This is a genomic window from Pseudomonas sp. MWU12-2020, from assembly GCF_023100605.1.
Classification (GTDB): Bacteria; Pseudomonadota; Gammaproteobacteria; order Pseudomonadales; family Pseudomonadaceae; genus Aquipseudomonas; species Aquipseudomonas fluorescens_H.
Genome location: NZ_JALMEX010000005.1, coordinates 352,143 through 372,776, shown reverse-complemented (window position 1 = coordinate 372,776; position 20,634 = coordinate 352,143). Strand labels below are relative to the sequence as shown.

General features: G+C 60.6%; 18 protein-coding genes and 1 riboswitch. Of the genes, 6 read left to right on the top strand and 12 right to left on the bottom strand.

The features are described 5' to 3' along the window. Window positions 1–173: 173 nt before the first annotated feature. The 3 genes from cpdA to M0814_RS14525 all read right to left on the bottom strand — a co-directional run bounded on the left by cpdA (window position 174) and on the right by M0814_RS14525 (window position 2,149). On the bottom strand, window positions 174–989 hold the full coding sequence (cpdA, locus tag M0814_RS14535) for a 3',5'-cyclic-AMP phosphodiesterase (RefSeq protein ID WP_103485529.1): 816 nt from the start codon (window positions 987–989) through the stop codon (window positions 174–176). A gap of 99 nt (window positions 990–1,088) precedes the next feature. Beyond that, complete coding sequence (locus M0814_RS14530) at window positions 1,089–1,541, bottom strand: DUF1249 domain-containing protein (RefSeq protein WP_003221062.1); 453 nt, start codon at window positions 1,539–1,541, stop codon at window positions 1,089–1,091. Then, window positions 1,532–2,149 (bottom strand): NUDIX domain-containing protein, encoded by a 618-nt coding sequence (locus M0814_RS14525; RefSeq protein ID WP_103485530.1) that lies wholly within the window; start codon window positions 2,147–2,149, stop codon window positions 1,532–1,534. The genes M0814_RS14530 and M0814_RS14525 overlap by 10 nt, the downstream gene beginning before the upstream one ends. A 228-nt stretch (window positions 2,150–2,377) precedes the next feature. Between M0814_RS14525 and M0814_RS14520 the strand changes: the two genes are divergently transcribed. Beyond that, window positions 2,378–3,124, top strand: a complete 747-nt coding sequence (locus tag M0814_RS14520; protein WP_003221058.1) for an RsiV family protein — start codon at window positions 2,378–2,380, stop codon at window positions 3,122–3,124. Here M0814_RS14520 and cytX read toward each other — a convergent pair. Both cytX and thiC read right to left on the bottom strand, forming a co-directional pair. Next, window positions 3,093–4,385, bottom strand: coding sequence for a putative hydroxymethylpyrimidine transporter CytX (gene cytX, locus M0814_RS14515; protein WP_103485531.1), 1,293 nt, complete (start codon window positions 4,383–4,385; stop codon window positions 3,093–3,095). The two genes, M0814_RS14520 and cytX, sit on opposite strands and share 32 nt — an antisense overlap. A 219-nt stretch (window positions 4,386–4,604) precedes the next feature. Beyond that, complete coding sequence (gene thiC / locus M0814_RS14510; RefSeq protein ID WP_003221055.1) at window positions 4,605–6,494, bottom strand: phosphomethylpyrimidine synthase ThiC; 1,890 nt, start codon at window positions 6,492–6,494, stop codon at window positions 4,605–4,607. A 145-nt stretch (window positions 6,495–6,639) separates the two neighbouring features. Then, window positions 6,640–6,745, bottom strand: a riboswitch (TPP riboswitch). A gap of 205 nt (window positions 6,746–6,950) precedes the next feature. On the opposite strand from thiC, the gene M0814_RS14505 reads away from it, so the two are divergent. Next, on the top strand, window positions 6,951–8,384 hold the full coding sequence (locus tag M0814_RS14505; protein WP_003221054.1) for a TolC family outer membrane protein: 1,434 nt from the start codon (window positions 6,951–6,953) through the stop codon (window positions 8,382–8,384). A 147-nt stretch (window positions 8,385–8,531) separates the two neighbouring features. Here the strand turns inward: M0814_RS14505 and waaA are convergent, their stop codons facing one another. Then, window positions 8,532–9,806 carry a lipid IV(A) 3-deoxy-D-manno-octulosonic acid transferase gene (gene waaA, locus M0814_RS14500; RefSeq protein WP_103485532.1) on the bottom strand — a complete coding sequence of 425 codons (1,275 nt, stop codon included), beginning with the start codon at window positions 9,804–9,806 and terminating at the stop codon, window positions 8,532–8,534. Window positions 9,807–9,817: 11 nt separating this feature from the next. Beyond that, entirely contained in the window at window positions 9,818–10,720 is a 903-nt protein-coding gene (locus tag M0814_RS14495) for a LysR family transcriptional regulator (RefSeq protein ID WP_045122268.1), read from the bottom strand. Between the two features lie 102 nt (window positions 10,721–10,822). On the opposite strand from M0814_RS14495, the gene M0814_RS14490 reads away from it, so the two are divergent. The 4 genes from M0814_RS14490 (at window position 10,823) to M0814_RS14475 (ending at window position 14,341) form a co-directional block, all read left to right on the top strand. Continuing rightward, window positions 10,823–11,155: a multidrug efflux SMR transporter gene (locus M0814_RS14490; RefSeq protein ID WP_003221050.1), complete on the top strand. Its 333-nt coding sequence runs from the start codon at window positions 10,823–10,825 to the stop codon at window positions 11,153–11,155. A 204-nt stretch (window positions 11,156–11,359) separates the two neighbouring features. Then, window positions 11,360–12,535 carry an FAD-dependent oxidoreductase gene (locus M0814_RS14485; RefSeq protein WP_003221048.1) on the top strand — a complete coding sequence of 392 codons (1,176 nt, stop codon included), beginning with the start codon at window positions 11,360–11,362 and terminating at the stop codon, window positions 12,533–12,535. Beyond that, complete coding sequence (locus tag M0814_RS14480) at window positions 12,532–13,344, top strand: aldo/keto reductase (protein WP_103485533.1); 813 nt, start codon at window positions 12,532–12,534, stop codon at window positions 13,342–13,344. The genes M0814_RS14485 and M0814_RS14480 overlap by 4 nt, the downstream gene beginning before the upstream one ends. Before the next feature lie 31 nt (window positions 13,345–13,375). After that, window positions 13,376–14,341 carry a metal ABC transporter ATPase gene (locus M0814_RS14475; RefSeq protein ID WP_103485534.1) on the top strand — a complete coding sequence of 322 codons (966 nt, stop codon included), beginning with the start codon at window positions 13,376–13,378 and terminating at the stop codon, window positions 14,339–14,341. Window positions 14,342–14,344: 3 nt separating this feature from the next. Here M0814_RS14475 and M0814_RS14470 read toward each other — a convergent pair whose 3' ends face one another. From M0814_RS14470 to msbA, 5 genes are all read right to left on the bottom strand, one after another. Beyond that, entirely contained in the window at window positions 14,345–15,145 is an 801-nt protein-coding gene (locus M0814_RS14470) for a hypothetical protein (RefSeq protein WP_103485535.1), read from the bottom strand. A 58-nt stretch (window positions 15,146–15,203) separates the two neighbouring features. Beyond that, window positions 15,204–15,905 (bottom strand): hypothetical protein, encoded by a 702-nt coding sequence (locus M0814_RS14465; RefSeq protein ID WP_103485594.1) that lies wholly within the window; start codon window positions 15,903–15,905, stop codon window positions 15,204–15,206. 3 nt (window positions 15,906–15,908) lie between these two features. Next, window positions 15,909–16,883, bottom strand: a complete 975-nt coding sequence (locus M0814_RS14460; RefSeq protein ID WP_103485536.1) for a glycosyltransferase — start codon at window positions 16,881–16,883, stop codon at window positions 15,909–15,911. A 127-nt stretch (window positions 16,884–17,010) separates the two neighbouring features. After that, window positions 17,011–18,432 (bottom strand): bifunctional D-glycero-beta-D-manno-heptose-7-phosphate kinase/D-glycero-beta-D-manno-heptose 1-phosphate adenylyltransferase HldE, encoded by a 1,422-nt coding sequence (gene hldE, locus M0814_RS14455; protein ID WP_103485537.1) that lies wholly within the window; start codon window positions 18,430–18,432, stop codon window positions 17,011–17,013. A 290-nt stretch (window positions 18,433–18,722) separates the two neighbouring features. Further along, entirely contained in the window at window positions 18,723–20,525 is a 1,803-nt protein-coding gene (gene msbA / locus M0814_RS14450) for a lipid A export permease/ATP-binding protein MsbA (RefSeq protein WP_103485539.1), read from the bottom strand. Between the last annotated feature and the right edge of the window lie 109 nt (window positions 20,526–20,634).

The window sequence follows — 20,634 nt, the reverse complement described above, 5'->3', positions numbered from 1 at the left end:
TCCCGGAGGGAGAGGGGACTGAATGGGGGATATTCAAGAGCTACACCGACTTGAGCGAGTTTCAGCGAATCCATAATCGACACATTCTTTCAGGTCGATGGATAACGCCAGACACCTCGGTCAGCTCCCTCTCCCTCCGGGAGAGGGCTGGGGTGAGGGGCTCTTGATCGAAATCAGTAGCCTTCGGAGCCGTAATCGACGGTGAATTCGAAGTCGGTAACGCGCTCGACGCCGGTTTCCAGCCGTCCATCCGGCAACAGCCGCAACCAGCGATATCCCGGCGCCTGCTCGCCCACCTTGAAGTCTTCACTCCCCGGTTCGAACTGAATGCAGGTCGAAGGCGAGGCCATCAGCCGAACGCCGTTGCGCTCGCGGTCGAATTCCTGATGCACATGCCCCCAGAGCACTGCGCGGGCCTGCGGAAAACGATCCAGCACCGCGAAAAACGCTTCCGGGTTACGCAAGCCGATCGGCTCCGCCCACGCGCAACCGATCGGCACCGGATGATGGTGGAAACACACCAGATGATGGCGCTGCGGGGCTTCGCTCAGCGAACGTGCGAGCAACTGCAACTGATCGTCCTGCAGATAACCCGGCACAGAACCCGGTACCGCCGAATCGAGCAAGGTCACCCGCCAGTTACCGATGTCCACCACCGATTCCAGCAATGCGCTTTGCTCCGCGGCCTCGGCCATGATTCGCGGCTCATCGTGATTGCCGGGAATCCAGCGTGCCGGCGCATCGATCTGCGCGGTCATCTGGCGAAACTGTTGATATGACTCCAGCGTGCCGTCCTGGGAAATATCCCCGGTGGCCAGAATCAGGTCGATCCGCGGTTGCTGCCTGAGCACCTGTTCGATGACCTTCTGCAGGCTCTCGCGGGTATTCATGCCCAGCAGCGTGCCGTCCGCCTCGGCGAACAGATGACTGTCGGATAACTGCACCAGCAACGCCGGATCGGCGGTGGTCAATGTGGATACGCTCGGCAAGGCGTTCTCCCAGGGCAAAAGCACGGAATCGGTTGAGTGGCGCAATTATGCTGGGGGATGACACAAAGAGGAAACCGACGAACCGGACGCAGTTCACAACTAGCGTACGACTTCGTACTCGTGCCCCAGGGCCAGACAATGGCTCAGCCATTCCCCCAGGAACAGATTGAGCTGGGCCTTTTCATCCGGCTGATGCATCGCGGCGTTCGGGTAAGGATAGATGCCGCGAAAGCGTCGTGCATGTTCGGCGCTGATGACCTCGGCCATGCGTGCGTCGTGGTAGACCTGCACTTCCAGCTGCGGCACCGGCAGCCACGGCAGACTGTGTTCCTGACGCACCTGCAAGGTGGTGGTGTACGGACAGGTCTGCAGCACTTCGAGGGCCAGCACGCCGAGCATCTGCTCGCCCTGGGTCACGGCGATGCGCCGCGCCTCGGGTTCGTTGCGCATGTCCGGCACCAGTCGCATCAGGCGCGCGTAGTTGGCCTCGCAGGCGGCTTGCAGCCCCGCGAGGTCGACTCGATAACGATCGCGCAGCTTGTTTACGACCATAACCCCCTCACTTCGGCGCGGTTCAGCGCCAGCCATTGCAAGGCGATGATGCTCGCCGCGTTGGCAATACGTCCGTCACGGACGGCCTGCAAGGCATCTTCGAACGCCCAGACCGTGACGCGGATATCTTCTGCTTCTTCCTCCAGCCCATGCAGGCCGCCTACGCCGTCGGTGCTGCAGTGCCCCAGGTACAAATGCACGAATTCATTGCTGCCGCCCGGCGACGGAAAATACTTGGTCATCGGCCACAAGGACTTGATGTCCAGTCCAGCTTCCTCCTGCGCCTCGCGGTGAGCAACTTCTTCCGGCACTTCAGCCTTGTCGATCAGACCGGCGACCAGTTCGACCAGCCACGGGTTGTCGGTCTTGCCCATGGCGCCGACGCGAAACTGCTCGAGCAGCACAACTTCATCGCGCTGCGGATCGTAGGGCAGCAGGCACACGGCATCGTGACGCACGAAGACTTCGCGGTTGATCTCGCGGCTCATGCCGCCGGCGAACAGCTCATGGCGCAGGTGCAAACGGTCGAGCTTGTAGAAGCCCTCGTAGCAGCGCTCGCGCTTTACAACATCGACGGTGGCCGGAGTGGCGTTGGCAAAATCAGTCATGAGCATCCTCTCTACTGCAAATCCGATTCGAGGTTGCTTTGGGTGACCGGCAACCTCGACTTCGCGCCATCCTAACGCGCCCGCGATGATTGATGCAGCCCCTTTACCGTCAGCGGGATGGACGGTGGAGGCGAAACCCACTCTAATTAGCTTAGTGGCGAACTGACTGCCTCGACGAGAGTCGAAGCGGATAACTTTTTGCCTTCCTCTGTTTCACAAAGGACGCCCATGTCGCTCTTCAAAATTGCCTCCGTGGCCGCCATCGCCCTGACTCTTGGCGCATGCTCGAGCCTGTTCCAGCCCAGCTACCGCACGCCGCTGGAAACCACCCGCGATGCGTCGGAAACCCTGAAACCCGGCTGTTCCGGCCCGGACTGCCCACTGGTAAACATCGATACCCTGCGCTTCCCGGCTGAGCCGGCACTGGATGGCATCATTGAAAAGCGTCTGCTGCAAATGACTCGCAGCGAGCCAAATGCGCCGGTGGCACCAACGCTGGCCGCCTATCGTGATCAGTTCCTGCGCACCGCCGACCCACACTACGGCAGCTATTTGCAGGCCAAGGTACGTGAGCAGCATGACGGCTTGGTGATCATCGAGTTGTCGAGCTACCTCGACACCGGTGGCGCTCATGACACACCGGGGCGCGGCTTCATCAACTATTCGCGTCAGCAGCACAAAGTGCTGAGCCTGTCGGACATGTTGCTGCCGGGTCAGGAAGAAATGTTCTGGAAAGCCGCACAGGTGGTGCACAACAGCTGGCTGATCAACACCAGGCTCGATCAGGAACCGGAGTTCGTGAAGAATTGGCCATTCGTGAAAACCCCGAACGTGGCCCTGACAACCGGCGGCGTGGTGCTCAAGTACAACGTGAGCACCATCGCGCCTTACGCGCTGGGCCTGATCGAAATGACGATCCCTTACGCGCGCCTGAACGGCATTCTCAAACCCGAGCTGTTTCCGGGCCGTAGCTGAAGGCTCGGCCGAGCACCAGCTGTAGCAGCCCTGCCAGCACCAGCGCCGGCAGGGTCGCGCCGACATCCGGATACAGATTCGCCAGCAAGTGGTAGGTGCTGATACCGCCCAGCCACGCCAACAGCGCCGGCCAGCGCAACGCGGCCGCAGCGACCTGGCCCCGGCGCTTGCGCAGGATGAAGTGATCGACCAGCACCACGCCGAACAACGGCGCGAACACCGAGCCGATCAGCAGCAGGAAGTTCTGGTACTGCGCCAGTGGCGCCAGCAGCGCGATCAGGGTGCAGAGCACGCCGATGGCCAAGGCCAGATGCTCGACTTTCAAGCGCAACAGAATCCCGCTCGACACCGCCGCCGAGTGAATGTCGGCGAAGGCGTTTTCCGACTCGTCCAACAGAATCAGCAACAGCGGAATCCCCAGGCCAGCACCGGCCAAAGCCAACAGCAACGCGTTGACTTCACCGCTCGGCGCGAACGCCAGGGTGTAGGCCACGCCGAGGCTCATCAACCAGAAATTGCCGATGAAGAAACCGATGGCGGTGCCGCCAAATACGTTCTTCGCGCGCTTGCCGAAACGCGAGTAATCGGCGATCAGCGGCAGCCACGACAGCGGCATCGCGATGGCAATGTCGAAGCCCACGGCGAAGGGCATCGAACCGTCCCCGGTACGCGCCCAAAGCGCAGCCAGATCGGCCTTGGCAAACAGGTTCCAGGTCAGCCAGATGCAGGCCGCGAGGATCAGCCAGATGCCCCATTTGCGCAGGATCTTGCGCACGAACGTCAGCGGCCCGCTGACGGCGAGCAGGGTCGCCAGCGCACCAAAGCACAAGGTCCAGAGCATCGGGCTGGCCCACAGCGAACCTTCGCTGAACGCACGGGTACCGAGCAGGCTGGCCGCATCACGCATGACGATGATTTCGAACGAGCCCCAACCGATCAGTTGCAGCAGGTTGAGCAGCGCCGGCAGGCCCGCGCCTTTGCTGCCGAGGCTGAGTTTCAGCGCGGCCATCGACGACAGGCCGGTGTCGCTGCCGATCACGCCGACTGCTGCCAGCAATAGCACGCCGACCAGGGTGCCGAGAAAAATCGCCAGCAACGAACCGGACAGGCCCAGACCGGGCGCCAGCAAGGCACCGGTCTGCAACACCATCAGGCCGATGCCGAGGGAAAACCACAGGGAAAACAGATCGCGACCGCCGAATACCCGCTTGTCGGCGGGTACGGCGAGGTCGGGGGAATAAGTGCTGGGTTGAATGCTCAAGGGTGTTATCTCAGAGGGACATTTGTTGTTTTTTTGATCACACACCATTCCTGTGGCGAGGGAGCTTGCTCCCGCTGGTCTGCGCAGCAGACCCAAAACCGGCCAACGCGTTCTTTCAATCAGAACGCGTTGGCCGGATTTACGACTGCTTCGCAGCCGGGCGGGAGCAAGCTCCCTCGCCACAGAGGCTCCGGTCATCCCAGAGCCCTTCAGGTCAGATCAAACCTTCTTGTACAGCTGACTGCCTTCCTTCTTGAACCGCTCGGCCTGTTCCGCGAGGCCTTGGGCGACATCCACGTCGACCGCGTCGATCCGCTGGTTGGCCGCGTATTCGCGGACTTCCTGAGTGATCTTCATCGAGCAGAATTTCGGCCCGCACATCGAACAGAAGTGCGCGACCTTGGCCGAGTCCTTCGGCAGGGTTTCATCGTGATACGAACGGGCAGTGTCCGGGTCCAGACCGAGGTTGAACTGGTCTTCCCAACGGAATTCGAAACGCGCCTTGCTCAAGGCGTTGTCACGAATCTGCGCGCCCGGGTGACCCTTGGCAAGGTCGGCGGCATGGGCGGCGATCTTGTAGGTGATGATCCCGGTTTTCACGTCATCCTTGTTCGGCAGGCCGAGGTGTTCCTTCGGCGTCACGTAGCAGAGCATGGCGCAACCGAACCAGCCGATCATCGCCGCACCGATACCCGAGGTGATGTGGTCGTAACCCGGAGCGATGTCGGTGGTCAGCGGGCCGAGGGTGTAGAACGGCGCCTCGTCGCAGCACTCCAGCTGCTTGTCCATGTTCTCTTTGATCAACTGCATCGGCACGTGGCCAGGGCCTTCGATCATGCACTGCACGTCGTGTTTCCAGGCGATCTTGGTCAGCTCGCCGAGGGTCTCCAGTTCGCCGAATTGCGCTTCGTCATTGGCGTCGGCAATCGAGCCCGGACGCAGACCATCACCCAGCGAGAAGCTGACGTCGTAGGCCTTCATGATTTCGCAGATTTCGTCGAAGTGGGTGTAGAGGAAGTTCTCTTTGTGGTGCGCCAGGCACCACTTGGCCATGATCGAACCACCACGGGAAACGATGCCGGTCACACGCTTGGCGGTCAGCGGCACGTAGCGCAACAGCACGCCGGCGTGGATGGTGAAGTAGTCGACGCCCTGCTCGGCCTGTTCGATCAGCGTGTCGCGGAACAGCTCCCAGGTCAGGTCTTCAGCGACGCCGTTGACCTTCTCCAGCGCCTGATAGATCGGCACGGTACCGATCGGCACCGGCGAGTTGCGGATGATCCACTCGCGGGTTTCGTGAATGTGTTTGCCGGTGGACAGGTCCATCACCGTGTCCGAACCCCAGCGAATGCCCCACGTCAGTTTCGCCACTTCTTCTTCGATGGACGAACCCAGGGCGCTGTTGCCGATGTTGCCGTTGATCTTCACCAGGAAGTTACGGCCGATGATCATCGGTTCCAGTTCGACGTGGTTGATGTTGGCCGGAATGATCGCGCGGCCACGGGCGATTTCTTCACGGACGAATTCAGCGGTGATTTCTTTCGGGATGCTCGCACCGAAGCTGTGACCGGCGTGTTGCTGGGTCAACAGGCCGGCGGCGCGGGCCTCTTGCAGCTTCATGTTTTCGCGGATGGCGACGTATTCCATCTCGGCGGTGATGATGCCTTTGCGCGCGTAGTGCATCTGGCTGACGTTGGCCCCGGCCTTGGCCCGGCGCGGGTTGTTGACGTGAGCGAAACGCAGTTTGGTCAGCTCCGGGTCAGCGAGACGCTCCTGACCGAAGTTCGAGCTCAAGCCTGGCAGACGCTCGGTGTCGCCACGGTCGTCGATCCACGCCGAACGCACGTCGCCCAGACCTTTGCGCACATCGATCACCACGTTCGGATCGGTGTACGGGCCCGAGGTGTCATACACGGTGACCGGCGCGTTGATTTCGCCGCCGAAGTCAGTCGGGGTCACATCCAGGGTGATTTCGCGCATCGGCACGCGGATGTCCGGGCGCGAGCCCTGAACGTAGACTTTCTGCGAACGAGTGAAGGGTTGAACGGACTGTTCATCGACCTTGGCCGAGTCACTCAGGTTGATCGCGTTTTTTGATTTTGTCGTCATCACGGGCTCTCCAGACAGCATCCAGCAGTGGATTGTCGGAGCAGAACCTGAAAGGCACGGACGCACCAGGACTGGTGCTGTGCATCGTCGTCGAGCGTTCGATTGTCGAACAATTTCCCGGACGAAGCACAAGAGGACTCGCCGGGTGACGAGAAATCTTGTTCCCTACGCAGGCGCTAACCTGATCAGGTTCAACGGGATCCGAAATTATTCGATCTCAGCCTCATAGCAAGGCACCCCGACAAGAACCCGGCCAGTCTAGACACAACCGGCAAAGAACGCCAACACCGCAGCAAACACCTTGATGAATGGCGTAATTAGCGGGACTTGCAGGATTGTTGCCGCACGTTTGCACAACTACACTCGCTGTGCCTTGCGCGCCTTGACGCTGCCGGGGCCGCGCCGTAGCCTTGGCGCGCACATTATTTTCATAATATTTTTGCTAGGGATCGCCTCATGCTGCGCAAACTTTCACTGGCTCTTGCCGTGTCTTGTGCGTCCAACGCAATGGCCTGGGCAGCAGAAGCGCCCTTGTCGACCAAGACCGATCTGGTCAGCGTCTATCAGGAAGCGGTCGACAACAACGCCGATCTGGCCGCCGCCCGCGCCCAGTACGGTGCACAGAAAGAAGTGGTGCCACAGGCCCGCGCCGGCTTGCTGCCCAACTTGTCTGGTGGCGCCGAAGTGGCGGACGTGCGCACCTCGATCGACCAGCCTTCGGCCATTGCCAATCGCAGCGCGCATTCCTATCAGGCGACCCTGGCCCAGCCATTGTTCCGCGCTGATCGTTGGTTCCAGTACCAGGCCGCCAAGGACGTCAACGAACAGGCCGCCCTGCAACTCTCGGCCACCGAGCAGAACCTGATCCTGCAATCGGCGGAAAGCTACTTCAACGTGCTGCGCAGTCAGGACAACCTGGCTTCGACCAAGGCTGAAGAAGCCGCGTTCAAGCGTCAGCTCGATCAGTCCAACGAACGCTTCGACGTCGGCCTGTCGGACAAGACCGACGTGCTGCAATCGCAGGCCAGCTACGACACCGCGCGCGCCAACCGCATCGTTGCGCAGCGTCAGGTGGATGATGCGTTTGAAGCGCTGATCACTCTGACCAACCGCCAGTACAACTCGATTCAGGGCATCGTTCACACGCTGCCGATCCTGCCGCCGACGCCAAACGACGCCAAGGCCTGGGTCGACACCGCAGGCAAACAGAACCTCAATCTGCTGGCGAGCAACTTTGCGGTCAGCTCCGCCGAACAGACCCTCAAACAGCGCAAGGCCGGTCACCTGCCGACCCTCGATGCCGTGGCCAAATACGAAAAGGGTGACAACGACGCCCTCGGCTTCGCCAACCCGAACGCCTTCGGTACTCCGTACGGTGGCAACGTCGAGCAAAGCACCCTGGCCCTGCAACTGAACATTCCGATCTACAGCGGCGGGCTGACCAGCTCGCAAGTGCGCCAGTCCTATGCGCAGCTGGATCAGAGTGAGCAACAGCGCGAATCCCTGCGCCGGCAAGTGGTGGAAAACACCCGCAACCTGCATCGCGCGGTGAACACGGATGTCGAGCAGGTGCAGGCGCGCCGCCAGTCGATCATCTCCAACCAGAGTGCGGTGGAAGCCACGGAAATCGGTTATCAGGTCGGTACGCGCAACATCGTCGACGTGCTCGATGCGCAGCGTCAGCTGTACACCTCGGTGCGCAACTACAACAACACCCGCTACGACTACATCCTCGACAACCTGCGTTTGAAGCAGGCAGCGGGAACGTTGAATCCGGGTGACTTGCAGGACCTGGCGCGCTATCTGAAGCCCGACTACAACCCGGACAAGGACTTCCTCCCGCCGGATCTGGCCAAGGCAGCCGAAGCACAGCTCAAGGCGCGCCCGTAAACAGCAAACAAGATACCTGTGGCGAGGGAGCTTGCTCCCGCTCGGCTGCGCAGCAGTCGTAAACCTGGCAACTCGATGTATCAGGTCTTGGGGCAGCTGGGCTGCCCAACGGGAGCAAGCTCCCTCGCCACAGGGGTTGAGTGCGAATCAGCGAATCAACCTGCCCAGCCCATCCAGCAACCGCTGCAACGCTCCCTGATTACGGCGCATCACCGCCAGCCCGGCCTCGGCCATGCGTTGCGCATCGCGGGGCAATTCGAACAGGCGCTGCACTGCCACCGCCAGCCCTTCGGCGTCATCCACTTCGGCCAACGCCCCGGCTTCGCGCAATTGCGCGGCGATGTCGAGGAAGTTGAACAGGTGCGGGCCACTGATCACCGGTTTGGCCAGTGCCGCCGGCTCCAGCAGATTGTGCCCACCGTTCGGCACCAGGCTGCCGCCAACGAAAGCGCTGTCAGCCAACGCGTAGAGAAACAGCAACTCGCCCATGGTGTCGCCGAGCAGCACTGAAGTGTTCGCCTCGACATTGGCACCACTCGAACGGCGCACCGTGGCAAAGCCTTCACGCTGGCACAGCTCGAACACCGAGTTGAAACGCTCGGGATGGCGCGGCACCAGAATCAGCAGCGCATTCGGGTAGTTCGCCAGCAGCCGACGATGGGCGTCGAGCACGACCTCGTCTTCGCCTTCGTGGGTGCTGGCGGCGATCCATACCGGGCGCTCCAGCGCTTGCCACTGTCCGCGCAGCTCAGCGGCACGTTGCAGCAGTTGCGGGTCGATGGTCAGATCGAACTTGATCGAACCGGTGACTTCAACCGTCTGCGGGCGCGCGCCCAGATCCCGGAACCGTTGGGCTTCGGCTTCGGTCTGCACCGCAAAAAAACTCATTTCAGCGAGCATCGGCGCGGTCAGTTTGCTGAAGCGGCCATAACCTTTGGCCGAGCGCTCGGACAATCGCCCGTTGGCCAATGCCACTGGAATCCCGCGTTTGGCGCACTGATGGATGTGGTTGGGCCACAGTTCGGTTTCCATGATCACCGCCAGTTTCGGTTTGGCGTGATCAAGAAAACGCGCCGCTGCGCACGGCAAGTCATAGGGCAGATAGCAATGCTGGATGCGCGGTTCGTTGGCGAACAGTGCCTGAATCCGTTCCGATCCGGTCGGCGTCATGCAGGTCACGGTGATCGGCAGCTGTGGATAACGTTGCATCAAGGCGCGAATCATCGGCGCAGCGGCGATGCTTTCGCCCACCGACACTGCGTGCACCCAGATCCCGCCGGGTTGCAGTGGTGGCATCCCATAGGAGAAGCGCTCGCCAATCCGTTTGGCATACGCCGGGGCCTTGCGCGAGCGCAGCCACAGCCGAATCGCCACCAATGGCAGCCCCAGGTAAAACAGCGCGGTGTAGAGAGTTCTATTCATGGCGGCGGAGTTTATCGACTTTTGTCGCCAATCGCCCGCAAGTGCACGGCAAAACGTTCGGCCAGCCAGCGCGCCGCAGGCCCCAGGGGTTCATCCCGGCGCCAGACCAGTTCCACCACCAAGGCCGGCGGGGTCCATTCGCTGTCCAGTTCAACCATCAAACCCTGATAGGCCGAGTACTGCACCACATGCCGGGGCAGCCACGCCCAACCGAGATCGCGCACCAGCCATTCGGCCATTACGTAGAAACTGTCGGCGCGCCACACTTGCGGGCTGGCCGGTTCGTTGCCGGGGTAGACGCTGGTTTGCGTCGACATCAGCAATTGCCGATGCTGCGCCAGTTGCTGGCAGGTGACGTAGGACTGCGTCGCCAGCGGATGATTGATGCCGCAGACGGTGACCATTTCCACCCGGCCCAATACCCGTCGTTCCAGTGCTTCGGGGATTTCATCGTGATAGAACAGCAGACCCAGATCGGCGCGACGCTCGACCAGTTTGCGGGCGACTTCACCCTGGGCGGCGCTGGTCAGTTGCACTTCGAGACTGGGAAATTGCTCGGCCAGCGCATCGAAGCTTTCCACCAGTGCCTGATACGGCATCGCTTCATCCTGAGCCACGCGCAACTGCGCTTCCTGGCCGCGCATCATCGCCATCGCTCGACCGTTCAGACGCGCGCATTGACGCAACACCTCTCGTGCCTCTTCGAGCAGTGCTTCCCCCGCTTCGGTGAGCCGGGGCTGGCGACCACTGCTACGCTCGAACAGGCTGACACCCAAATCGTCCTCCAACATGGCGATGGCGCTGCTGATCGCCGACTGCGCCTTGCGCTGCTGGCGCGCCACGGCGGAGAACGAGCGTTGCTCGGCGACGCTGACGAAGGCGCGCAGTTGATCGAGATTCCACTGGGTATTCATGCTGCAGCCCATCTTTAAAACAGATAGGTAATGACTTTACCCCATCTGGCGAGCGACTAGAATGCCGCCTCAGCAAGCAACGTTTTACATGAGGATCTACACATGAACGCCTACGCCTTCCTGGCTATCGCCATCTGCGCCGAAGTGATCGCCACCGTTTCGATGAAAGCGGTCAAAGGCTTGAGCACCCCGCTGCCGCTGATCTTGGTCATTGTCGGCTACGGGATCGCTTTCTGGATGCTGACTCTGGTGGTGCGCACTGTGCCGGTGGGTGTTGCCTACGCCGTGTGGGCCGGTATGGGCATCGTGATGGTCAGCGTCGCGGCGCTGTTCATTTATGGGCAAAAGCTGGATGTGCCGGCGATGCTCGGAATGGCGTTGATCGTGCTCGGTGTGGTGGTCATCCAGCTGTTCTCGAAAACTGCCGGTCACTGATTTGAAGTAACGCACATCCCTGTGGGAGTGGGCTTGCTCGCGAATGCGGTTTATCAGACAACATTTCTGTTAACTGACACAGTGCATTCGCGAGCAAGCCCGCTCCCACATTTGGTTTTGCATCTGCCCTGTTGATCATCGACAAATCCCCCTCTTTCCCGAGTCTGTATACTGCGCCCTCGTCTTGAACACTGAGGTCGCTGCATGCCATCCGTTATTTCCACCGACGTTCTGATTGTCGGCGCTGGTGTCGCCGGCCTCTGGCTGAATGCGCGTCTGCGCCGCCAGGGTTTTTCGACCGTGCTGGTGGAAAGCGCCAGCCTCGGCGGCGGGCAGAGTGTGAAGTCCCAGGGCATCATCCACGGCGGCGCCAAGTATGCGTTGCACGGTGCGCTGACCGGTGCCTCGGAAGCCATCGCCGACATGCCGCGCCGCTGGCGTGAAGCGCTGGCCGGCAACGGCGAGCTGGATCTGTCCGGCGTGCGCCTGCTGTCCGAAGCGCATTACCTGTGGTCACCCGGCACCCTCGCCGGCAATCTCACCAGTTTCTTCGCCAGTAAAGCCGTGCGTGGCCGGGTCGATCAGGTCAAGGGCGAGCAACTGCCGCCCGCGTTGCAAGACAAACGCTTCAAGGGCAAGGTCTACCGCCTCGCCGAGTTGGTGGTCGACGTGCCAAGCCTGATTCAGCGCCTGGCCGATCTGGCCGGTGACGGTCTGCTCGCCGGACAAACCATCGAACCGCTGCTGGAAGCGGGTGTGCTGGTCGGCCTGAAGGTCGACGGCCGCGAGATTCGCGCCCAGCGCATCGTCCTCAGCGCCGGTGCCGGTACTGCCCGATTGCTGGAAGACCTGGGCCTGAGCCAACCGGCGATGCAACGTCGGCCGCTGCACATGATCATCGCCAAGGGCCCGAGCCTGAAGCCGCTGTACGCCCATTGTCTGGGCGGTGGCACCAAGCCGCGCATCACCGTCACCACTCACCCGGCCGCTGATGGCAACTGGGTCTGGTATCTGGGCGGCGACATTGCCGAAAGCGATGGCGTGGCCCGCGAGCCGGCCGAGCAGATCGCCACCGCGCAGAAAGAACTCGGCCAGTTGCTGCCATGGATCGACCTGAGCCAGGTGCAATGGGCGACCTTGCGCGTGGATCGCGCCGAGCCGCTGCAAACTGGCTTGAGCCGTCCGGACAACGCCTTCCTCGCCGAGCAGGGTCGCCTGCTGGTGGGCTGGCCGACCAAACTGGCACTGGCGCCAGACTTCGCCGACCGCGTTATTGCCTCGCTGCAGCGCGACGGCATCCAGCCGCAACCGACCGAGCCGTTGCCGGCATTGCCAAAACCACCGATGGGCGTACCGGCCTGGGAGCAATTGTTGCCATGAGCGTCCCTACCCTGCACGAACTGCATCGCCCACTGGGCAGCACCGGTCTGATGGTTTCACCGCTGGGCCTGGGTACGGTCAAGCTTGGCCGCGACCAGGGTGTGAAATACCCCAACGGCTTTCAGATCCCCGATGATGATGCGGCACGCATGCTGCTCAATCAGGCCAAAGGGCTGGGCATCAACCTGATCGACACCGCGCCGGCCTACGGGCGCAGCGAAGAACGCCTCGGCCCGCTGTTGCGCGGCCAACGGCAGGACTGGGTGATCGTCAGCAAGGTCGGCGAAGAGTTTGCCGACGGCCTGTCGCGCCATGACTTCAGTGCGGCGCATACGCGGATGTCGGTCGAGCGCAGCCTGCAACGTCTTGAAACCGATTTTATCGACCTGGTGCTGGTGCACTCCGACGGCAACGACATGGCCATCCTCGAGCACGAAGAGGTCTACGCCACCCTCGCCGCACTCAAGGCCGAGGGCAAGATTCGTGGCTTCGGCTTCTCCGGCAAAACGGTCGAGGGTGGACTCAAGGCGCTGGAGCAAGGGGACTGCGCGATGGTCACCTACAATCTGAACGAACAGAACGAGAAGGCAGTCATTGACTATGCTGCTGCCCACGGCAAAGCCATTCTGGTGAAAAAAGCCCTGGCCAGCGGCCATGTGTGCCTGAGTCCGGGCGTGGATCCGGTGCGCGCCAGCTTCGAGTTGTTGTTCCAACAGCCCGGCGTTGCCAGTGCTATTGTCGGGACGATCAATCCGCTGCACCTCGCCCATAACGTTGCGACCGTTGCCCAGGTCCTTCGTGGTCACTGACGCCGCCCCGCGGCCTTAAGCAGGAGCCGACATGCCGCGCACGCTCATCAGAAAGAACCCGAGCAACTTCAAGACACTGCCGCTGTTCGTCGAGGCCACGCCCGAAGGCCTGACGTATCAGAGCGTCGGCATGCCGCTGAATTTCGCCCAGACCCTGCAACGGCGCAAACCGGTGAGCGTGGCGGATGCCGAGCGCTTCGCGGTGGAGCTGGCCAACCTCGGGGTCTCGGTGCGCCTGACCCTGCATTGGCAGAATCGCGATTACTGGGTGCTGGTGCGCCAGCGTCGGCAGGATCGTGGCGATGTGGTGCTCAAGCTGATTTCCGGTTACGTGCCTGCTCAAGAACTGAACATCCCGTTGCACACGGCGATTCAGGAAATCGCCGAAGAGTGTCTGCTGGAAACCCCGGAAGGCTGGCTCGGCGGACGCTTCAACGACACCTGGTTACCCGCGCCCTACTCGTCCGCCCTGCATTACCGCGAGGCCCTGCCATTTCGCCTGACGCCACACTCCGGTTCCGCGCGGCCGGTGCGCTGCGCCAATCTGCAATTGCTCGAACGGCCACGGGCCTACGTGCATCTGCCGACCGCATCGCTGCAACTGATCTATGACTTGCGCCTGGAGGTGCCCAAGGAAGTCAAATCCTTGAGCCTGTTTCACGTCGATGAGCGACTGGAAGGCGATCAACTGGTGGCGCGACTCGACCGCAAGCGCCCCGATCTGTACCTGATGCCGTTGCAGGACGGCGAACCGCTGGCCGAGCTGTATACCTTGAAGAAAGGTCAGTTGTCTCCGGCAGGCACACGCGGTCTGTATCTGGCCGAAAGCTTCGCCAGACAGGATGGCTGGCTGGTGCGGGACGAGCGGATTCGCTGGAAGGACTGGCTCGTGGCGCAGGGGCTGGCGACGCCAAAAGCACCCCGCACCAGTCTCAGACAATTGAGCCTCAAGGCACTGAAGCTGGTCGGTCTGGTCAAACGTCGCCAGAGCAAATAGCGTTTAGCGTCGACGGTCCATGAACGTGCGCAACGTGGCGAACCAGTGAAAGTAGCGATTCTCGCGTTTGCCCATGCCCCGCTTGGGCGAAAACGACTCCTCGGCAAACGCACCATTGATGCGCACGCGTGACGCCTGGGTCGGCAGCGTGCAGACCTTGGCATCTGCCCGCTGCATGGCAAACTTGAGCAGGCGCTCGGAATGCAGCTTCCTGCCCGTCTCCTTGCAGAAGTCGAAAATGCGCTCGATTCTTTTGCCATATGCCCTGTAAGTGTCGCGCCCACAGACGGCAAAGCGGTCGTTCAGCCCGCCCCACCACTGCCAATCAGGTATGTAGACGTTATGTCGACGGGCATCGGGCTGATTGAACATGTAGGCCGGCAACGGCGTGTGAAAGAAATTGTCCGGGCGCACGAACACCACGAAATCCGGGTTGAACGCCTCAATCATCGTGGTCACGGTGTGCAGCGAATTGAGCTGATAAATCAGGTTGCGCAGCGAGGCGTAGTCGTCATTCCAAGTGTCGCCGAGGGTTTTTACCCGTTCGAAATCCCAGCGCTCCAGCACGCCGTCGGTGGCGGTGATGCCGCCCTTCATCGACTCGAAAGGTCGATAGTTGTCAGCCGCAAGCTCACCCTGCTCGCCGGACCTTGCGTTGCTGACCTCGCCAACCTGATACAGATGGTAGAAACACTGCACATTGCAGTCGGCTGGCAATTGCGCCAGAACGTTTTGCTCGATGGAAGGGAAACAGATGTCCGAGTTCCTTGGAATCCCGAAAAACGCCACCGCAATGTTCAACACTCGACCACACCTTTTATAAGTAAAACCAACCGCGAGCCCGTTGCGAATGTCGCATTGTTTAGCGACGGCGGAACCACCGCTGCCACCAGGGACGCGGCAACAGCGGCACGGTGATCACGTCTGATTGCAGCAGCCATTGCCGCTCATAGTCCCAGGCATGGCCGCTCCACAGTTTGCCCGCTTCGTTGGAGAAACCGAGCGTCATGAGCTGGTAGTTGTAATCGCCCTGCCCGCGCAACCAGTCCAGCAGCACCAGCGCATTGAATCCCGTGGACGGCCCTACAAAGCGCTTGCCGCCTGGACGCTCCACCGGATAATTCCACAAGGGCGGCAGCGGAATACGCTCCCAGAAAAGGGCAACGCCCGGGATCGGACACATCGCCCCGGTGGCGCCCACCAGCAGGGTGAAACACCGTCCACCCTGCTCGATCAGGCGCTGCACCTCCGGGCCGGGAGGGAGCCCGAAGAAGTAGGCGTCCGGCGCATTGAAACCATGAACAAACAGGTTGACGCTCTGCGGGTTGAGCAAAGACGCTTTGACGCAGGTATTGAAACTGACCACCACATCATCGGCGTTGATGGCCAATCGGTCGACGTCGGCCTGGGTGATGGCTGGGTTGTTGGCAATAAGTAGCACCCGTGGTGCTCGACGCAGACAGTCGATCAAGGCGTGCGGCAATGCCTGAGTCACTGATTGATGGCCGCCTGGCAGTGCATCCAGCGCCATGGGCGCAACGGTTCGTGGCGCTTGATGCTCCATCATTTAACCCGGCACCTTCATCCCATAACGTAACTTGACCCATAGCCGCGAGAATGCCGAGGGTGGTTGCCACGGACGCATTTCGCGCTGGATTTCAGTAGCGAGGGTTCGCCCGACACGGGCAAAGGAGTAGCGGTCTTCGGCAAATGCCTGGCCATTGCGGGCAATGCGATCGGCGAGCTGCGGATTGCTTTGCAGGAGCCGGATCTTCTCCACGGCCTCGTCTTCGCTGCGATAGAACACCGTGTTGTGCATGTCCTCGAAGCCCAGCAGACGGTCCTCTTCTCCCTGACTCCACGCCAGCAGCACACAACCGCACGCCATTGCCTCGAAGTTCTTGATCATGAACTCATTCATGCCGATGTCGGCACTGACGAAGATCCTGATGCGATTGAGCGTTTCCAGGTATTCAGTGCCGGAATTGGTGCGTGTCACCAGCAACCCGGTGCGCTGCGAAAGCGATTCCAGCAGTGCTTTGCGCAGTGCGTACTCGGTGCTTTTCAGACTGCCGAGAAAACCCAGTGGAATGTCGCGCTCGGTGCCGGTATTACGCAGCATCTGCTCGTCATAGCCCTTGGATACAAACACCGTATCAATGCCTTCTGCCTGCATCTTGCGGGCGACCACCGCCCCGGACACCAACGCCCGGCACGCGGGAAGTCGCTTGTACAGCCGTGAATACACGCCGCGGTACTTACTCTGGGGCATGTAGTTCTGGTACGCGTCGTGTTCGAGGAAGATCAGGCCGGGAATGCATTTGAGCACCCGCAACTGACGCACGACGCGTTTGACTCGCGTGAAAATCACAACACGATCGAAAGTCTGATACTCCACAGATGCCAGGAACGGTCCCAGGTTCATCTGCTGCTGCTTGCTCAAACGGTAGACGACGCATTCATCGCAGTTCTGCTGCACGATTTCGTACAACCGGTCCAGAATGACTCGCTGCTCGTCCATAACCAGGAGCATGACTTTCATAAATTAAATTACCGGGTGACAAAAGCTGGCGCGCGCAACGGTATTTGGCCCCAGCTTTGATGGAACGAATGAATCCCCATGACAACGTGCGCTCCCGCACGGTTCAAAACACTCATGACTCTTCACATCAACGACTGCGAATCTTTTCGACAATCGCCGTAGTCGAACTGTTTTCCACCAGCCCGAGTACTTTTACGGTGCCGCCGTAAGCGCTCACGATGTCGGCACCGACCACTTGGTCGATTCCGTAATCCCCACCTTTGACCAGTACGTCCGGCTTGACCTCGCGCAACAGGTTTTCCGGGGTACCTTCCGGGAAGCTGATAACCCAGTCGACGGCGCCCAGACCAGCGAGTACCGCCATGCGCCGGTCAACGCTGTTGATCGGTCGCCCAGGCCCTTTCAACCGGCTGACCGAGGCGTCATCGTTGACTGCTACGATCAGGCGATCGCCCTGAGCCCGCGCCTGCTCCAGATAAGTCACGTGACCCGCATGGAGAATATCGAAACACCCGTTGGTAAAGACGATTTTCTCGTTATGCGCCCGAGCGTCGTCGACTGCCAGCAGCAACTGTTCAATACCCAGTACACCGCGTTCGGAACCTTCTTCGCGCTGAATCGCGCGGCGCAGCTCCGGCGCACTGATCGCCGCCGTACCCAGTTTGCCAACGACAATACCCGCCGCCAGGTTGGCCAGCGCGACCGCGTGAGGCAGCTCTTCACCGGCAGCAATCGCCGCCGCCAGGGTGGAAATCACCGTATCACCAGCGCCGGTCACATCGAACACCTCACGGGCGCGAGCCGGCAAGTGTAGCGCCGGATGATCAGGGCGCAACAATGTCATCCCGTGCTCACCACGGGTCACCAGAAGTGCACCTAACTCCAGGTCGTGCATCAGGGCTGCGCCCTTGCTCACCAGTTCGTGCTCATCGGCGCAACCGCCGACGATGGCTTCGAATTCGCTGAGGTTCGGCGTGATCAGACTGGCGCCACGGTAGATCGAAAAATCCTTGCCCTTGGGATCGGCCAGCACCGGAATGCCTTTGGCACGAGCCGCCTGAATCAGGGCCTGATGATTCTTCAGCGCACCTTTGCCGTAGTCCGACAGCACCAGCACCTTGATGCCTTCAAGCAGATCATCGACCTGCGAGGCCAGGGCCAGCGCATCGGTGGCAAACGGTTCTTCGAAGTCGATACGCAGCAATTGCTGGTGCCGGCTCATGACCCGCAGCTTGACGATGGTCGGCTGATGCGCAATACGCTGGAACAGGGCACGCACGCCCGCGCCCTTGAGACTGTTGCTCAGGCTGTCGGCGGCTTCGTCATCACCGGTCACACCGACCAGTGACGCCGGCGCACCCAGCGCGGCAATGTTCAAGGCAACGTTGGCAGCACCGCCCGGGCGGTCTTCGATTTGCTCGACTTTTACGACCGGAACCGGTGCCTCAGGGGAAATCCGTGAGGTTCCACCATGCCAGTAACGGTCGAGCATGACATCGCCGACCACCAAGACTGGGGCTTGATCGAATCGCGGCATGGACAACTTCATGGAGCAACCCACATACAAAATGAACAGGGGCGCGATATTAACACAGGGTTGGCGCAGGCTTGTGTGCAGGCTGCAACAGTATGAAACAGCTATAGGCCTTGCTGGCTCTTTTGAACACTTGCCAGCCCTCGACAAGCGTCAAAGTTCTTCGAGGAACCCAAGTCAGCGCGGCGCGCGGAATTTATTCGGTCTGGACAAGGAAGATGAAAATCTCGATACCAGATAAAACGGGAGACCAGTATTCCGGGCAAAGCCCCGAACAATGATCTCCCGCCAGATTTGAAGTGGGTTCAGGCGATATCTTCGGCCGGAGCGTCGAGCCCCATGGCGTTCAGACGAGCGTAATAACCGTTTTGTGCCAGCAGTTCGTCGTGGGTGCCGCGTTCGACGATTCGCCCCTGATCCATGACCAGAATCAGATCGGCTTTCTCGATGGTCGAGAGACGGTGCGCAATCACCAGTGTGGTGCGCCCCTTCATCACTTGGTCCAGTGCCGCCTGAATGTGCCGCTCGGATTCGGTGTCGAGTGCCGAGGTGGCTTCGTCGAGAATCAGCAGCGGCGCGTTTTTGAGCAGTGCACGGGCTATAGCCAGGCGCTGGCGCTGACCACCGGACAGCAGCACGCCGTTCTCGCCGACCTGAGTGTCGAGGCCTTCGGGCAGTTGCGATATGAAATCCATCGCGTAGGCATCACGCGCGGCTTTCTCGATGTCTTCGCGCGGCGCACCAGCCAGATCGCCATAGGCAATGTTGTTGGCCACGGTGTCGCTGAACAACGTCACGTGCTGCGTGACCTGGGCAATATGACGGCGCAGGTTCAGCAACTTGTACTGTTCGACTTCCACACCATCGATAAGGATTTCGCCTTTGTTGTGGTGGTAGAAGCGAGGAATCAGGTTGGCCAACGTCGACTTGCCGCTGCCCGAACGACCGACCAGTGCCACCATCTGCCCTGGCTGGACCGAGAAGCTGATGTCGTCCAGCACCTGACGTTCGGTGCCAGGATAGGTGAAGCTCAGATTGCGCACATCCAGGCGACCGGTGACCGAGTCGCGCTCGACGGTACCGGTATCGACTTCCGGCTCGACATCCAGTTGCTCGAAGATGCTCTCGGCACCGGCCACGCCTTTCTGGATGGTCGAGCTGACTTCGGACAATTGACGAATCGGCTTGGGCAACAGGCCCGCGAGGGTAATGTAGGCAACCATGTCACCGGCCGAAGCATCGCCGCGCAAATACAGCACGAGGAACATCAACACGGCCATCGCGGTGTAGATCACCAGTTGCAGCATCGGCGTGTAGATGGCACCGGTGCGGGTCATACGCAGTTGCTTGTCGGTGTTGCTCTGGCTGGCCTTGAGGAAGCGTTTTTCCTCGTAGACTTCGCCGCCGAAGCTGCGGACCACACGATAACCCTGGATGGTTTCCGAGGCCACGTGCGTGACGTCACCCATCGCCAGCTGGATTTTCTTGCTCTGCTTGCGGAATTTCTTGCTGGCGGTTCGCACCATCACGGCGATCAGCGGCAGGATCGCCACCATCACCAGGGTCAGCTTCCAGTTCATGAACAGCAGCGAGGCAAACAGGAAGATCACCGTCATGCCTTCACGGATTACGACCTTGATCGCATCGGTTGCCGCCCCCGTGACCATGGTCACGTTGAAAGTGATGCGCGAAATCAGGTGACCGGAGTTATGTTTGTCGAAGTAGCGGTTGGGCAGCACGAGCAGGTTGTTGAACAACTGCACCCGCAAGTCATGCACCAGGCCGAGGGAAACCTTGGCCAGAAAATAGTTGCCCAGATAAGATCCCAGCCCCTGCCATGCGGCGATCAGGATGATCAGCAGCGGCACGGCCTGCAGCAGTTGCAGGTCACGCAGGTACGGCACGGAGGGGAACAGCACCGCTTCAGGGTTGGACAGGCCGTCGACAAAATACTTGAGGATGTAGCCAAGCATCGGCTGGGTCGAAGCGAAAATCAGAAAGCCGACGATGCTGATCAGGAACAGACTGATGTACGGCCGGACATAGCCGAGCAGGCGGAAGTAGATTTTCAAGCTCGATGGGCTTGCGGCGGGACTGGAGTCGGTCATATCACGCGAAAGTCGATAAAAAGGACGCTGACTTTAGCACAGCTTCTTCTGGGTTCTGGCAATCGGCGAAAGGCTGTTATTGTTAAGCATCTTTTTCAGCATCAAATAG

Excerpts from the sequence above, each read along its gene's own strand:
- M0814_RS14530 (WP_003221062.1), bottom strand. The coding sequence starts at position 1,541 with ATGGTCGTAAACAAGCTGCGCGATCGTTATCGAGTCGACCTCGCGGGG.
- M0814_RS14525 (WP_103485530.1), bottom strand. The coding sequence starts at position 2,149 with ATGACTGATTTTGCCAACGCCACTCCGGCCACCGTCGATGTTGTAAAG.
- M0814_RS14520 (WP_003221058.1), top strand. The coding sequence starts at position 2,378 with ATGTCGCTCTTCAAAATTGCCTCCGTGGCCGCCATCGCCCTGACTCTT.
- thiC (WP_003221055.1), bottom strand. The coding sequence starts at position 6,494 with ATGACGACAAAATCAAAAAACGCGATCAACCTGAGTGACTCGGCCAAG.
- M0814_RS14505 (WP_003221054.1), top strand. The coding sequence starts at position 6,951 with ATGCTGCGCAAACTTTCACTGGCTCTTGCCGTGTCTTGTGCGTCCAAC.
- waaA (WP_103485532.1), bottom strand. The coding sequence starts at position 9,806 with ATGAATAGAACTCTCTACACCGCGCTGTTTTACCTGGGGCTGCCATTG.
- M0814_RS14495 (WP_045122268.1), bottom strand. The coding sequence starts at position 10,720 with ATGAATACCCAGTGGAATCTCGATCAACTGCGCGCCTTCGTCAGCGTC.
- M0814_RS14490 (WP_003221050.1), top strand. The coding sequence starts at position 10,823 with ATGAACGCCTACGCCTTCCTGGCTATCGCCATCTGCGCCGAAGTGATC.
- M0814_RS14485 (WP_003221048.1), top strand. The coding sequence starts at position 11,360 with ATGCCATCCGTTATTTCCACCGACGTTCTGATTGTCGGCGCTGGTGTC.
- M0814_RS14480 (WP_103485533.1), top strand. The coding sequence starts at position 12,532 with ATGAGCGTCCCTACCCTGCACGAACTGCATCGCCCACTGGGCAGCACC.
- M0814_RS14475 (WP_103485534.1), top strand. The coding sequence starts at position 13,376 with ATGCCGCGCACGCTCATCAGAAAGAACCCGAGCAACTTCAAGACACTG.
- M0814_RS14465 (WP_103485594.1), bottom strand. The coding sequence starts at position 15,905 with ATGGAGCATCAAGCGCCACGAACCGTTGCGCCCATGGCGCTGGATGCA.
- M0814_RS14460 (WP_103485536.1), bottom strand. The coding sequence starts at position 16,883 with ATGAAAGTCATGCTCCTGGTTATGGACGAGCAGCGAGTCATTCTGGAC.
- hldE (WP_103485537.1), bottom strand. The coding sequence starts at position 18,432 with ATGAAGTTGTCCATGCCGCGATTCGATCAAGCCCCAGTCTTGGTGGTC.
- msbA (WP_103485539.1), bottom strand. The coding sequence starts at position 20,525 with ATGACCGACTCCAGTCCCGCCGCAAGCCCATCGAGCTTGAAAATCTAC.